Here is a 15,980-nt window from a genome sequence, read left to right on the forward strand (position 1 = left end):
TTGTATTTTTGCTGTTCTTCATAACACTAAATTTAAGACCGGCTATATTACAAGAGTATGGGGAATTAGTATTCCTGTGTGTAATAGGTTTGATGATATTAATACTGTTATTAGGGTTTCGTTTTAGGCTTTCTGAAAAGAAGAAAAGTTATATTGTCTTAGCAGGTATATATATGACATATTTGCTGTTACAGGCACTTGCTTTGTCAGTATTTGACTTATCGTTAGTATTTACTGAACTCTTTATACTTGTCGGTGTATTAATATCGCTCTATACAAAGGATGAGACTTGGCACTATGCTTTATATGCAATCGTGTATCCCGTTTTATTCTTTGCATTATCATACTTTGTGACAATACTTATTACTCTTCTAACTGGTTATTCAATAATAGATCTTACTTATTTTGCCTTTCATATTTTTCAACCCAGAGTAATTGAAGATTTTTATAAGATAAATATAGTATTCCCATTTTCTCCTATGATGGGCCTTGGAAATGCTAATATTGCCAACATTGATTTTGGAAGGGCAATTGGATATATGAGAGAACCGGGAATATATCAAATATTAGTGGTTATCAGTTTTTTTGGGTTAGATTATATTTCAATTAAGTATCGGAAAATATTTAAAACCTTAGTGTTTTTATCTCTTTTAATCACATTTTCTACTACTGGTATGGTGGTATTTATATTGTCATATTTCTATTACTATTACATTTCAGGAGATAGAAAGTTTAAAATGAATTTTTTTTATAAAGCAATTTCGTTCTTAATAATAAGTTTGGGATCATATTTTTTTGTGTTCACAAATGAAAAGTTTGGATTATTGGCAAAGCTGACATATGAATCTGGTCTGCAGAGATTACAACATTATCAAGAGTCAATACAAATATTTTTAGATAACCCAATAATTGGAGTAGGTTTATTTAATAGTTCTGTTCCAGGTTCTTCGATATTTGCAATATTAGCTTCTTTAGGTATTGTAGGTGCCGGGTTATTTTTTTTGATGGTAATTTTACCGATTTGGCATTTGATTAAAAGAAGGGATCGTTTGCTGGTTTTTCTAATTCCAGTTTTAGTAACAGCTTTTTTTAGTCAACCTCTAAGTAATATGGCTATATTTTTCGTGATTTTATCTTTGGTCATATCATATCCAACTAAATATAAAAGTTTTTAAATGTCTCGATTACCTAAGATTAGCATTATAACGGTTTCATATAATGCGGAAAATACGATTGAGCGAACAATACGAAGTGTATTAAAGCAAAACTATGAGGGAGAATTGGAATATATTATAATTGATGGGGGGTCAACAGATAAAACCAAAGAAATTATTAGAAAGTATGGGGATGATTTAAAGTGGATTTCGGAAAACGATGAGGGAATATATGATGCAATGAATAAAGGTATAAGAATGGCTACTGGCGATTGGATAGGGATCTTGAACAGCGATGATTGGTATGCAAAAAACACGCTAAATATCGTAGGGAGATATGCTCAGGAGAAATCAGATATTAATTTTTTAATTGGTAAGATGGGACGAGTGAATATCACTGGTACGATAGGAAAGAAAGTTTCTCCACCTGACCATCAATCAGGCATATTGGAACCCAATAATCATCCAGCTACTTTTGTTAAAAAGGATGCCTATTTAAAGATGGGTTTGTACAATTTAGCGTATAATATTGCTTCAGATATGGAATTGATTATGAGAGCGAAACAACATCCACAAATTCAAATGGGATCTATTGATTTTTTATTGACATACATGCAAGAGGGAGGGATATCTAACGGTTTTTTAGGTTCTATAGAAAGATTTAGAATTGAGAAGAAGTATTATGGATTATTATCGGCAATGAATGTATTAATTAAGACCACGTTGCAAAAAACAAGAAAAAGTATTCTACAGACCTTATTACCTCAAGAAAACTTCATTCAACTACAAGAAGGGTGGTGGGATAAGCATAGAGATAGTTTTACTTTATCTGATGATGATTATTGGATGTAAATAGAGTATTTAATATCGAGAAATTGAAATGTTGAATAATGTGCCAGATGTAGCATTTTAGGATCAGAAAAAAATATAGCGAAAGGGCCTTGCAGTTACTTTGGATGATGTATCTTCTGAAAGTGGTGTTTGAATTTTAGGAAGAGTTGTAGAACCACGGATAAAATAGGGGGGGCAAAGTATGAACAAGTTACATGAAAGATTACCGAATATGAATCGTAAATTAAAAGAATAGATCCCCTTATGCTATGTAGGGATGGAAAAGGTTTAGCAAAAGCTTGTAAAATATCATCAAGCAGGCCCCATCAATTTTATTAAGAGTACAAATAAATTTGAAAGGTGGTGGTCATAGTTTATGAGAAAAAAAGCGCCCAATGGGACATGGTACTAAGCACTTTTAGGAGTTTAATTTAATGAATATGCAATTTAGTAATTATGAAGGATAAATATCTTATAATAGGTAAAAGAGTTCCTACAAATGAACGATCCAATGTTGGGGGAGTGATTGTATTATTTGAACAATTATTGGAAGATTTGCAAAGAAATAATTTTAAGCATGAAGTAATTGATATCAACTACCGCAATTATGGAAATAAAATTAAAGCTTATTTGCTGATACATTGGCAAATACTTTGCAAAATATGGAGTAGTGACAAAGTTTTATTGAATGGTGATAACAACCTAATCTACCTATATGCACCTTTTTTATTAATTTGGAGCTTGATAGGTGGTCAAAAAGTTATATTCCGCTTTTTTGGTGGAAATTTTCATAATTATTATGAACAGAAAAACATTTTACTGAGGTGTATATTTCTTTTGCAGCTTAGGAAAGCAGATTTGGTATTTTGGGAACAACACTACCAAGTAAATTACTTTAAGGATAAACAAATTAATGCTCATTGGTTTCCCAATGTTCGAAGTATTACTGATGAATCTCTCATTCACGATCAGGAAAGAGATTTTAAAGGAAAATTTGTTTTTATAAGTCATATACGTGAGGAAAAGGGAGTAAACGCGATTTTAAAAGTTAAGTGTGAATTAGGATCGAATTTTGATATTCATCTATATGGCCCTGAACTTAATTATGAATGTCCTCAACAATTAAAACCAATTTATAAAAACATCTATAAAGGTGCTATTGAGCCTGAAAACGTACTTCAGGTGTTAAGTGAATATGATGTTCTTGTACTTCCCACCTTTTGGAGTGGTGAAGGTTATCCCGGTATTATTATTGAGGCTTTTGGGCTTGGTATTCCAGTAATTGCTACAGATTTAATGGGAATTAAAGAAATGTTTGAAAAGGATGCAGGTATATTAATTGAACCACGATCAGTGTTAGAGTTAAAACAAGCGATAGAAGAAATCAATCAATCAAATTATTCAAAGTTAATTGCTGGTGCAAAAGAAGCTTTTAAAAGTTTTAATGCAGAAGTACAAATGCCAGCGATTTTAAAAAAGATTAAAAATATTTAGAATATGTGTGGCATTGTAGGTTATGTATCAAAAAAACAATGGAATTTAAAAAAGGGAGTTGATTCTATTTCCCATCGTGGACCAGATTATCAAAATTATGAAATAACTGAATATAGGGATAGTTATGTTGGTTTTGGGCATGCAAGGCTTAGTATTATAGGCTTGAATCCTGAATCTAATCAGCCTATGAGTATAGAAGAGGGAAAGTTTAAAATAATATACAATGGGGAAATATATAATTATAAATCTTTACGAAGAGATTTAGAAAGTAAAAATGTTAATTTTAGAACCGACTCAGATACTGAAGTTCTATTAAAATATTATAAGGAATACGGAGTAAAGGGATTACGTGAGTTAAAGGGAATGTTTGCCTTCAGTATTCTTGATAGAACAAGGAATGAATTAATTTTTGTCCGAGACCCGTTGGGCATAAAACCTCTTTATTACTGGCAGAACAATAGGGGGGTATTTTGGTCATCAGAGTTGAAGGGTATATGGAATCTTATAGGTACTAAGGCAAATATTGATCCTGATGTGCTAACGGAACACCTTTCTACAGGATTTTTGTATGAACCAGATACTGGATATAAGAATGTTTATAAGGTACCCCCAGCAAGTTATGTAAAGGTAAAACTTAATAGTTATAATGGAGATACTCTTATCCCAAAGAGATACTGGTCATTGAATAAAAGAGAGACAAATATTGAAGAATTAAGACAGAAGGTAAGAAGTTCTATAGAAAATCATTTAGTGAGTGATGTGCCAGTTGGTTTATTTTATTCAGGTGGGGTGGATTCTTCACTTATTCTTTCTAAAGTTGAAAAAAATATTAAACCATTTATCGTTAAGTCTGAGGAAAAAGAATATGAAAAGGCAGGGATGACAAATGATTATGAATATGGAAAAAAAATAGCTGGTATTTTAAACAAAGATATTAAGGAGGTTTCTCTTAATAATAAGGAAGGCAATCGGTCTTCAATATTAGAGGATATTACTCATATTGCTAAACTATCAGAAGAGCCCATTAAGGATTATACATTTATTTCTTCAATGGGATTGTCTAAAGAAGTAAGTAGAGAAGGCTATAAAGTAATGCTGAGCGGTATGGGAGCAGATGAAATTTTTTCGGGCTATCCCAGATATCAATTGGCAAAATATGGGAAGTATTTTGCTTTTTTCTTTCCATTCCTTAAACCTTTTATGAAATTATCAAATTATTTAGAAAAAAAGATTGAGAGATTTTCTAATTATTTTGGGGAAAGGGGATTTGCAAGAAAATATAATACACTCTTAACACCATTTTCTCGCGCTGAAATTGATAGATTAATTATAGACGGAGCTAATTTTAATAAATTTGATAAAAAAATTGATAAAATACTTGACAAATGTCCTTTTCAGTCCCCCCTAAAAAAGGCAATGTTTTTAGATAGATATGGGTTTTTGTCACATAATTTTTTAGTGGCTGATAAATCAAGTATGCAAGCTGGAATAGAGTTAAGAGTCCCTTTGGCTACTCACGAATTATTTGAGCTATCTATGAACTTGCCTGATAGGAAATTAATGAGTGTGAGTAAGACAAAAAAAATATTAAAAAATATGCTCTATGAAGAGCTCCCCAAAAAATTGGTTGATCGAAGAAAGGCAGGATTCCATCCACCGATTGATTCAAAAATCATGGAATTAGGAAATAATAAAATAATAAGTTACCTGAAAAATAATGAATTGTTTGATCTAATCTCTTACAAAGAAGTAAGAAAGATATTAGATGAACATTTTAATGGGAAACAAAATAATACATTCAAAATTTATAGATTATTATATTTAAGTGCTTGGTATAATGAAAATAAATAAATGTGTCTCCTTTTTTATTGTCGGGGTTGGACGTTCCGGTACTTCTTTATTACAAAGTATATTATCTAGCCATTCTAAAATATGTATGCCTCCAGAGACTGGGTTTGTTAGATCTAATATTTTATCATGGAGAAGGAATAGAGAGTTTACAGCCAATGAAATTGTATCAGCTAATGGTAAGTTGGAAAGAATTGTCGAAGGTATTACTGATGGGCAACAACAGTTATTTACCAATAAATTGTACTTTTATTATTTCTTAATAGAGAGATATAAGGAAGTTCAAAATAAACAAAAGATTGGTGACAAAGATCCCCGATTGGTAGAATTTATGAAGGCTGCTTTGGAACTTTTTCCCAGTGCTAAATTTATTCATTTAGTAAGAGATCCCAGGGATGTTCTATTGTCGAAAAAGAAGGCAGAATGGTCAAAAGATAAGCCAAGTTGGTATCATATCTTTGCTAATTATATTCAATTGAAGATAGGAGAAAGCCAGGGGCAAAAATTATCTAAAGATAAATATCTACTTTTAACTTATGAGAAGTTATTGGATGAGCCTGAGATATCAATGGAAAAAGTTTGTAATTTTTTAGGAGTAAAGTTTGAAGAGAACATGCTTTCTTTCCAAGAAAAAGCTAAAGAATTAGTTTCTGAAGATGAAAAACAGTGGAAAAAAGAGACGATGGGTCCATTGTTAAAAAATAATACTGGAAAATGGAAGGGTAAGCTAACAGACACAGAAGTGGCACTGACTGAGTTGTTATGTAAGCAAGCGTTTAAAATTGGAGGTTATAAAAAAAGTGAATCTTATAGCAAACTCTCTTTTGTTAACAAGCTGAGGGTTTTATCTTTGAGCTTTCTATTAACAATACTGGGAGCTATTTATATACCTTGTAGATTATGGTCACAGAAGCTTTTGGTAGCATGGAAGTACTAGGGAAAGGAATAGTACAGTATGTCTCTTCTAATAAAATTATTATTTCTAAAGGGAATAAATTGTTTTGTAAAAAAAGAAATAATTCCCATTGGAAACCTTGGTGTAACTTGCCGATATCTTTGTCTGAAAAGTTTTATAGTAGTAATCGTTGGTTGTCAAGACTATTCAGAAATGAAGTACATCATGTTATCAAGATAAGGGATGGAATTTTTGCCTGTTTTGCCTTTGGTAAAATTTACTTGGTGGAAGAAAATATTGGCCAAGTAGAGGTGATTGGGAATATTAAAGGTTCACGCCCATTAAAAATTTGCTCAGATGGCAGCTGTATTTATTATGGAGTTTATACAGGTAATACAGAACGAAAACCTATCAAACTTTTTTCCTATCTTTTAGAAGAAAGCAAATGGTCAGTATATCATATATTTAATAATATTCGCCACATTCATGGCGTATTTTGGGATCAATATGAATCTAACTTATGGGTTACAACAGGAGATTTAGATCATGAATCAATTATATGGCGATTTAATGATAAAGGTGAGCCAGAAAAAATCGCAACAGGTTCGCAACAAACCAGGGCAGTTGACCTTTTATTTACTAAAGACGCTATTTTTTATACTACTGATGCCCCAAATGAACAAAACTATATATACTGTTTAGATCGTAAAAGTGGACAGGTAGAACAACTGCAAGAGATAGGCGGTCCTGTATTCTACGGTAAAGCGTTGGAAAACGGGCTATTCTTTTCTACAGTAGTAGAACCTTCGGAAGTAAATAGAATGGATGCTGTGGAGTTATGGTATTCTAATGATGAGGGTAAGAATTGGAAAAAAATAAAAGAGTTTAAGAAGGATTTCGGACATATGAAATTGTTTCAATACGGGCAGATCAAGTTTCCGAATGGATCGGGAGATGGTAATAATTTATGGTTTACTCCTTATGCTACTGAATATGATCATCAGATAATGAAGTTGCCATTGGATTCAGTTTGATATTTTTATAACTAAGTTAATACTAAAACTATTAAGGATCTTAGTGGTAAGTCCGTCAGTATGTTAAACCAACTTGGATTGTATTACAGGACGATTAAGCACCTCAAGCCGATACAAATTCGATACCGCTTGTGGTATATGTTCCGAAACAAAACCCGAAAACTCATTGGCCACTCCTGTCCACTTTCAATCCCCAAACTAGGAAACAGGCTAAACCTTGAAGAGGATATATCTAAACCTGCAACCTGCAACCTGCAACCTTTTTCTACTAAGGTAAGTTTCACTTTTTTAAATCTTACCCAATCATTTGAAGGGAATATAAATTGGAATACAAGAACCTACGGTAAACTTTGGGTCTATAACCTCAATTATTTTGACTACTTGCACCAGACGGATATATCCAAAGAAGAGGGTCTAAAGCTTATTAGGGGGTTTATTCATCAGGTCAAAGAAAACAATGAGGGACTCGAACCCTATCCAATATCACTGAGAGGTATCAATTGGATAAAGTTTTTAAGTAAGCATGATATAGAAGATAAGGAGATTGACTCAAGTCTTTATTCCCAGTATCAAATACTGTTAGACAATTTGGAATATCACTTGTTAGGAAATCACCTGCTGGAAAATGGATGCAGCCTGCTGTTTGGAGCCTATTATTTACAGGATCAGGAGTTATATAACAAGGCAAAAGAAATTTTGAGCGAAGAGCTGGAAGAACAGATCCTAAATGATGGGGGGCATTTTGAGCGTTCGACGATGTATCATTGCATCCTTCTAGAGCGGCTGATGGATTGCCATAATGTTATGTCTCATAATGATGCATTCGAAGACACAGACTTGGAGCAGAAAGTAAAAGAGAAAGTGAAATTAATGCTGGGGTGGCTTGCAAAGGTGTCTGTGGACCGACGACAGACGACCGGGGATAAGACCGCCCCAAACGAACCACAATTACCTTTATTAAATGATGCTGCCAAAGGGATTGGCTCGGAGCCTGTTGAACTATTCGATTACGCCGATCGCCTGGGCCTGGAGGCAGGCAAAGTTGAGTTAGGACAAAGTGGTTATAGACGTTACTCATCAGGGAACATTGATATTATTTGTGATGTGGGGAGGGTTGGTCCGGATTATCAGCCGGGACATGCTCACAGCGATACATTTTCTTTTGTGTTATATGTGGATGGTAAACCGGTTATTATTGATCCCGGTATTTCTACCTATGAAAATAATGACCAGCGTCAGTTGGAACGGTCAACCAATTTTCATAATACAGTTCAGTACGGGGATAAAGAGCAGTCAGAAGTGTGGAGTGCCTTTAGGGTTGGGCGTAGGGCACAGGTTGAGATTAAGGCTGAGGATCAAAAGAAGTTGACTGCATCCCACAACGGATATCAGCCATGGGGGATTACTCACGAGCGGGAATGGACAGTGAAGGAAGATCATATTTATATTAGGGATCGCTTGATTGGGAAAGAGGGGGCAACAGGAAAGTTTTATCTACATTTTCATCCGTTGTTTTTAGGCGAAATATTGGTACAAGACAACAGTATACAAACAAAGGGTATTAAAGTTGAAGTAGAAGGTGCTGTTGATATCAGAAAGTACAACTATGATTGCCCCGACGGTTATAATCAGTATATTAAGGCCCCAAAAATTAAGGTAACATTTTTTAATCATTTAATTACTAAAATCTTTTGGAACACAGAGACCACAGGGTTAAAAAAATAAAATAGTGGGCTCTGTTTCTTCTCTGCGAACTCTGCGTTAAAAGATATTATGCACATATTATTCATCACCGATAATTTCCCTCCAGAAGTAAATGCCCCTGCCACCCGTACTTACGAACATGCTAAAATATGGGCCGAAGAGGGTCACCAGGTAACAGTAATTACTTGTAACCCTAATTTCCCGCAGGGTGAAATATATGATGGCTATGAAAATAAGCTTTGCCAAAAAGAGGAAATAGATGGTATAAATGTTATTCGTGTGTGGTCATATATTACCTCTAATGAAGGATTTATTAAAAGAACGCTGGATTATTTTAGTTTTGCAGTTACTTCCTTTTGGGCTGGCCTGTTTCAAAAGACGGATATCTTAATTGCAACTTCGCCCCAGTTTTTTACAACGTGGAGCGGGTGGGGGTTGTCTAAGTTTAAACGCAAGCCATGGGTATTTGAGCTGCGTGATTTATGGCCGGAGTCTATTAAAACAGTAGGGGCGTTAGATGATGGGCTTATTTATGATACCTTAGAGCAAATAGAGTTGTTTTTATATCGTAGTGCGGATTTAGTTGTACCGGTAACAGATGCGTTTAAAAAGAATTTAGTTGATCGTAATATTGAATCTGACAAGCAGCTTGTTATTCCCAATGGATCAAACCTTGATCTATTTAATAAAGAGAACAGTGATGGTCAGAGAATACGTAAGCAGTTAAGTCTGGAATATAAGTTTATAGTCGGTTATTTAGGTACTCACGGTATGGCTCATAGCCTGGATTTTATTCTGGAGTGTGTAGCCGATATTGAAGATCCGGATATACACTTTCTTTTTATAGGAGATGGGGCAGAAAAAGAAAGATTAGTAGCAATGGCTAAGCAACGCAATTTGGAAAATGTTACTTTTGTAGATCCTATTCCCAAACAGGAAGTACCTGATTATTTAGATGCTGTTGATGTTTCTTTAGTTCCACTAAAGAAATCTGATACTTTTAAAACGGTGATACCTTCAAAGATTTTTGAGGCTGCTTCCATGCAACTACCTATTTTATTGGGAGTAGAAGGTCAAGCACAGGAAATTGTTGAAGCTTATGAAGCAGGTATCTGTTTTGAACCTGAGAATAAGGATGACTTTTTAGCTAAACTCAGGTTACTTAAAGAAGATAAAGAGCTATATGAAAAAGTTTCCAAGAATGGAGAAAAACTGGCTCAGGCTTATGATCGGGAGAAACTGGCCCGAAAGATGTTGGATGCCTTGGAAAAATTAACCTTATGAAATAGTTAACGATAAATAGCCGCAGATCTGCACAGATTAAAACCGATTTAAAAAGTTAAATCAGTGAAAATCTGTGGCCAATCTAAATGTTAAATCAAAAAATATATAAATGAAGATTATCAACGTTGCAAGCGCACGTCCTAATTTCATGAAAGTGGCGCCACTGTTAGAGGAATACAAAAATCATCAGGAGGTCGAAGCGCAGTTGCTGCATACCGGTCAGCATTATGATTACGAAATGTCCAAGATCTTTTTTGACGAGCTGGGCATTCCCAAACCCGATTTTCACTTGGGAGTAGGCAGCGGCAGCCACGCTGAGCAGACCGCCAAGGTGATGACCGAATTTGAGAAAGTTCTGGAGAAAGAACAACCTGACTGGGTGGTAGTGGTAGGTGATGTGAATCCGACTATGGCCTGTACTATTGTGGCTAATAAAATGGGCATTAAAGTGGCCCATGTGGAAGCAGGTTTACGCAGTTACGACCGTGATATGCCCGAAGAGATCAACCGGGTACTGACCGATAGTATCGCTGACTTGTTGCTTACTCCGTCTATTGATGGTAATATGAATTTGATCAAAGAGGGCATCCCCGAAGAAAAGATTCGTTTCGTAGGGAATATTATGATCGACACGCTCTTTAATATGCGGAAGCGGTCGGATGAGTCTACTATTTTAGGCGATCTGGGTATCAGCGAAAAAGGATATGTGCTGGTGACTTTGCACCGTCCGTCAAATGTAGATCAGAAGAAAACGCTGAGTAATTTTGTAGATATTTTGGAGGAAACTTCTAAAGAATTGCCGCTGGTGTGGCCCGTACATCCGCGATCTAAAAGCAATGCTGAAAAATTTGGGCTTTGGGATGAATTACAGGCCATTGATAACCTCCACTTATTGGAGCCGGTGGGGTATCTGGATAATGTGAACCTAATGAATAATGCCCGATTAGTACTGACCGATTCCGGAGGTATACAGGAAGAAACTACAGCATTAGGTGTACCCTGTCTGACGGCCCGAGAAAACACCGAACGTCCTATTACCATTACTGAAGGGACAAATACCTTGGTGGGCACCGATCCTGAGGTGATTTTAGATCATATTACAAAGCATTTGCAAAATGGTGTGGCCGGTGATAAGGATCTTCCGAAACCGTTGTATTGGGATGGTAATACGGCGAAGAGGATTGTTAAAGTGATTCTCGAAGTTAATTGAGTTATTAGGTGACTGAGTTACTAAGTCATTGAAGGGCAAAGAATGATTGACGGTTGACGGTGGACCGATGACCGTTTTAATGTTGAAGGTTGAATTAGTTACTTCGCTTTAATCAGGAGTTACTCCTTTTCCTGCTCGCAGGGAAGGGAGATAGAGGGATGGGTCGAAAGCAATCATTGAGTGATAATGATACAAAGTGTGTTGTTCATTTCTGTAAAGGCGGTAAGAAAATCAGATAGCCAGTAATAAAAGGGTTAATGAAGCTTCTCTTTTAGGATGAAAACATAGCGTAGCGGAATCTCAGAATCTCTGGCTAATTGTTTAAAAATGGTTGTATGATGAATTCCTAAGATTCTACGTACACCTACGCCTAAGTTAGTTCTTAGGTGTACTTTGCGAGCTTAATGGTTGGAGATCCCTCCATGCTGGTCGGGATGATACAACGTTTAATTAACTCTTTTACTTACAACACGAAGGCCTTATATTCAGCCTTTCCAAAATTTTAGATTGTTAAATAATATCAGAAATGCTTCAAGAGCTTTTGGGTAAAATTGAGAACAAAGAATACACCGTCGGCATTGTAGGATTGGGATATGTGGGATTACCCTTGATGTGGACGTTCCATAGCAATAACATGCCGGTGTTGGGTTTCGATATTGATACCGATAAAATTGAGAGTATCGAGCAGGGTAAGCCCTATATAAAGCATCTCGGGCAAGAGATGATGCAGAAACTTTCTGATAGTGAAAAATGTGATGCCACTACAGATTTTAGTCGCATTCCCGAAGTAGATGCCCTGTTGCTCTGTGTGCCAACTCCACTTGATCATCACCGTGAGCCTGATATGCAGTATGTGGAAAAAACGTGTCTGACGGTTGGTGAGAATCTACGTAAAGGTCAGCTGGTGGTATTGGAATCGACTACTTATCCGGGTACTACCGAGGAACTGATTATTCCCATATTGGAATCAAAGTCAGGGCTTACGGCAGGAGAAGATTTTTATGTGGCCTACAGCCCCGAGCGTGAAGATCCCGGCAATATCAATTTCGATACGGGTAGTATCCCCAAAGTAGTAGGGGGGCATACCCAAGAGGGGATAGATTTGGCCTGTGCCTTATACGATACCTCAATTGTAGAAACGGTTCCGGTATCGGATACCAAAACAGCTGAAGCTGTAAAGATTACCGAAAATGTATTTCGGGCCGTTAATATTGCACTCGTCAATGAGCTGAAGGTCGTGTTTTCTGAAATGGATATTGATGTCCATGAAGTATTGGATGCGGCAGATACCAAACCTTTTGGTTTCATGAAGTTTGTACCTGGACCGGGTCTCGGTGGGCATTGCATCCCCATTGATCCCTTTTACCTGACTTGGAAAGCTCGTGAGTATGAAGAAAATACCCGCTTTATTGAGTTGGCGGGAGAAATTAATACTTCCATGCCGCAATATGTAATCGATCAAACATTGAAGGCTCTTAATGCGCATAAAAAACCATTAAATGATTCCGATATTCTTGTGTTGGGTTTGGCCTATAAACCCGATGTAGACGATATGAGAGAGTCACCAACCTTTAAAATTTTGGATCTATTAGAAGAATATGAGGCCAATGTATCTTACTATGATCCGCATATTCCAGAGATAAAGCCAACTCGAGAACATGACGAGTGGACGGGAACTAAAAGTATCAGCTGGGATAAAAAAACAGTGGAAGGTTTCGATGCTGTTATCATTTCAACAGATCATTCGTGTGTTGACTATCAACAGTTAGCCGAGTGGAGCGATTGTATTATTGATAGCCGTAATGCGTTGAAAGGGATAGAGTCACAATCTGATATCCATTTTTGGAAAGCGTAGGAGGCAGCGGAGCTGCCGACGGATGACGGTTTAATTTTGAGTGTTGAATTGTGAATGATGAATTAAGCTCTTTTGGGCTTTTTATCTCGTTACGACGCTTTGCGTTGTAACGAATGTATCTAACACTGTGTAGTCGACGGGAGACGGAGGACGGCTTGGTGTTGAAGGTTAAATGCTAAATGTTGAATTAGTTACGTCGCTTTAATAAAGAGTTTCTCCTTTCCCTGTTTGTAGGGAAGGGAGATCAAGAGGGATGGGTCGAGAGCTGTGATTAGGTAATTAAGTTACTGAGTGACAGAGAACAAAGAGTTAATTTTTAGGTATACAGTGTTAGGGTGTCGGCAGAGGACTATAAGCGGTGATTAGGTGACTAAGTGACAAGGAAATTAAGTTTTTCAGGCATTGACCGATAAGAGATGACGAAGTGCGGTTCAATAATGTGAGAAATTGGGGCAGTTTATAGGTAGGTTTTTAATTGCAATACTGGAAAAGGATTTTAGTAATTAATACGTAAATTTACATATATTGGGACGCTTTAGAATTGTAATTGTAATAATTCATTAAAACCATTACTTTTTCGAACAAAGCAAGTAGAGGCGTCATATGTCGAGAAAAATTAATAGTGTATGGAACAAACGTTACTGTTGAATCACGGGATGAGCATAGGGCTGGTTGTTATTCTTTCTTATGTGATTTCCTACATTGCAATACCGATAATTACCCGGGCGGCAGAGGCCAAGCACCTTTTTGATCATCCGGATGAGGATCGGAAGTTACATTTGGAAGCGATTCCAACGCTTGGTGGCATTGCTATATTTTTGGCTTTTTTACTAAGTTTTTCGGTAAGTCCATGGGCTGAAGGTTTTGAGGGCTATTCCTACCTGGTGGGCGCGTTGCTTATTTTATTTTTTACCGGACTGAAAGATGATTTGGTCGTTTTGTCGGCTAAGAAGAAATTGGCGGCCCAGCTTACGGCTGCCGGTTTGGTGATCTTTGGCAGCGGGGTCATTATTGACAATTTTCATGGAGTGTTTGGCTTGGCAGAAATCTCTTATTGGGTAGCGGTGCCAGTTACGTTTTTCACGGTGATTGTGGTTATTAATGCGGTGAATCTTATCGACGGTATTGATGGACTGGCGGGAGGCATTGGAGTTTTAGCTTCTGTAATATTCGGTTCTGCCTTTTTATATGCTGGTCAGGTGCCGATGGCGATGTTTTCGTTTTGCCTGGCAGGGGCGCTGTTAGGGTTTTTATACTACAACTTTAGTCCGGCTTCTATCTTTATGGGAGATACCGGCTCGATGTTGTTAGGGTTCCTGTTATCCATACAGGCTATAGAGTTTATTGCCCTTAGCGATATCCCCGCTTTTGCTAATGTCTTTGGCAGTTCTTCGGCCATACTTCCGGTGGCTATTTTAGCATTTCCTTTGTTTGATACAATCAGAGTTATTGTAAAACGCATGCGCAGGGGCAAGTCTATTTTTGAGCCGGGACAGGATCATGTGCATCATGAGTTGCTTCGTATGGGGTTTTCGCACAGGGATGCTACGTTATTGTTATACGGTAAAAGTTTGCTTTTAATAGGCATTGTTGGGCCGTTGGCGTGGTTGGGTGTTAATCCCAATGTTCTGCTTGGTGCGGTGCTTTTTTCGAGCCTGTTGATATTCCCTACAAATGGTTGGAAGCGGGCATTGATTTCCCGTGTTTTTGGGTACAACTGGGTGGCCTTTCGCAGTCGAAAGTGGGGCATTGAGTTTGATCAGGATAAAATTAAGCCGCTTAATGGCAATGAGTCTGAGGAATCTTTTGAGCATGTGGATAAAGGAGAAGAGGCCCGGGAAGAAGCTGATAGTGTAGCGGTCTGATTTAGTATTAAGTAGAAGGTGTTAAGTATTAAGTTTAGTTTTGAGGCATGTCCGGCAGGGCGTGCCTTTTTAGTTTAGGGCAGTTACTGAGTAACAAAGATACAGAGCTTCAAAGCGAAGCTGACGGAGGACCGATGACGGTTTAAAAGCAGTGAATGGTGATTAGGTGATTAAGTGACAAAGTTGCAAAGAGACAGGGTAACAAAGGACTGAGGACGGGTGACCGATGACCGTCGGGAAGGTTGTAGGTTAACTTAAAAGCAGTGTCATCCTGCTGTGCCCCGTCATTCGGGGAACGGAGTGAAGGATCTCCATATAGAGGTTCGCGTAGGGTTAAATGACTGACGACTGTTGACGGTTTGGTGTTATAGGTTGAAGGTTAGGTGTTGAATGTTTGTTGAGTCACGCGTTTGTAATAAAGAGTTTCTCCTTTCCCTACTTGTAGGGAAGGGAGATCAAGTGGGATGGGTCGAGAACGGTGAATGGTGATTAGGTGATGAAGTGAATTAAGCAGGGTCGAATGTTTGATGACTGGGGGTGTAAGCTTCCCCATTTTTCGGACCACTCAAAACCAGTGCTTCCTATGAAAGGCTCTGTGATTCAGAAAAGGCAGGTGAAAAACTTTGTCACTCTGCTACTTTGTAACTCTGTCACTCTTCAACCTCATTACCTAATAACTGAATTACTAGGCTTTAAATTTATGTACTGCTGATTGATATCATTATATTTCTGTCCAAATATTTAATTATTAGATATTATCAAATAAGTGGGCGTATTCAAAAAGGGTTTTATTAGTTTTATTATTA

The 15,980-nt window shown here is 37.0% G+C and carries 11 protein-coding genes; all 11 read left to right on the plus strand.

Annotated elements, in window-relative coordinates:
* The first annotated feature begins 92 nt into the window (after positions 1–92).
* On the plus strand, positions 93–1,175 hold the full coding sequence (locus AAFH98_RS08875; RefSeq protein ID WP_342522349.1) for an O-antigen ligase family protein: 1,083 nt from the start codon (positions 93–95) through the stop codon (positions 1,173–1,175).
* On the plus strand, positions 1,176–2,006 hold the full coding sequence (locus AAFH98_RS08880) for a glycosyltransferase family 2 protein (RefSeq protein ID WP_342522350.1): 831 nt from the start codon (positions 1,176–1,178) through the stop codon (positions 2,004–2,006). It abuts the gene before it with no gap.
* A gap of 435 nt (positions 2,007–2,441) precedes the next feature.
* Positions 2,442–3,479, plus strand: a complete 1,038-nt coding sequence (locus AAFH98_RS08885; RefSeq protein WP_342522351.1) for a glycosyltransferase family 4 protein — start codon at positions 2,442–2,444, stop codon at positions 3,477–3,479.
* Positions 3,480–3,482: 3 nt separating this feature from the next.
* On the plus strand, positions 3,483–5,330 hold the full coding sequence (gene asnB / locus AAFH98_RS08890; RefSeq protein WP_342522352.1) for an asparagine synthase (glutamine-hydrolyzing): 1,848 nt from the start codon (positions 3,483–3,485) through the stop codon (positions 5,328–5,330).
* Positions 5,317–6,264: a sulfotransferase family protein gene (locus tag AAFH98_RS08895; RefSeq protein ID WP_342522353.1), complete on the plus strand. Its 948-nt coding sequence runs from the start codon at positions 5,317–5,319 to the stop codon at positions 6,262–6,264. Before asnB ends, AAFH98_RS08895 begins: the two co-directional genes overlap by 14 nt.
* Positions 6,228–7,256, plus strand: coding sequence for a hypothetical protein (locus AAFH98_RS08900; RefSeq protein ID WP_342522354.1), 1,029 nt, complete (start codon positions 6,228–6,230; stop codon positions 7,254–7,256). Before AAFH98_RS08895 ends, AAFH98_RS08900 begins: the two co-directional genes overlap by 37 nt.
* A 138-nt stretch (positions 7,257–7,394) precedes the next feature.
* Positions 7,395–8,981, plus strand: a complete 1,587-nt coding sequence (locus AAFH98_RS08905; protein ID WP_342522355.1) for an alginate lyase family protein — start codon at positions 7,395–7,397, stop codon at positions 8,979–8,981.
* 48 nt (positions 8,982–9,029) lie between these two features.
* Complete coding sequence (locus tag AAFH98_RS08910; RefSeq protein WP_342522356.1) at positions 9,030–10,244, plus strand: glycosyltransferase family 4 protein; 1,215 nt, start codon at positions 9,030–9,032, stop codon at positions 10,242–10,244.
* A 109-nt stretch (positions 10,245–10,353) separates the two neighbouring features.
* Complete coding sequence (wecB, locus tag AAFH98_RS08915; RefSeq protein WP_342522357.1) at positions 10,354–11,454, plus strand: non-hydrolyzing UDP-N-acetylglucosamine 2-epimerase; 1,101 nt, start codon at positions 10,354–10,356, stop codon at positions 11,452–11,454.
* A 526-nt stretch (positions 11,455–11,980) separates the two neighbouring features.
* A complete protein-coding gene (locus AAFH98_RS08920; RefSeq protein WP_342522358.1) occupies positions 11,981–13,309 on the plus strand; it encodes a nucleotide sugar dehydrogenase in 1,329 nt (442 codons plus the stop codon).
* 626 nt (positions 13,310–13,935) lie between these two features.
* Entirely contained in the window at positions 13,936–15,174 is a 1,239-nt protein-coding gene (locus AAFH98_RS08925; RefSeq protein ID WP_342522359.1) for an MraY family glycosyltransferase, read from the plus strand.
* The last annotated feature ends 806 nt before the right edge of the window (positions 15,175–15,980 follow it).

This window comes from Fodinibius sp. Rm-B-1B1-1 (assembly GCF_038594945.1).
GTDB lineage: Bacteria > Bacteroidota > Rhodothermia > Balneolales > Balneolaceae > Fodinibius > Fodinibius alkaliphilus.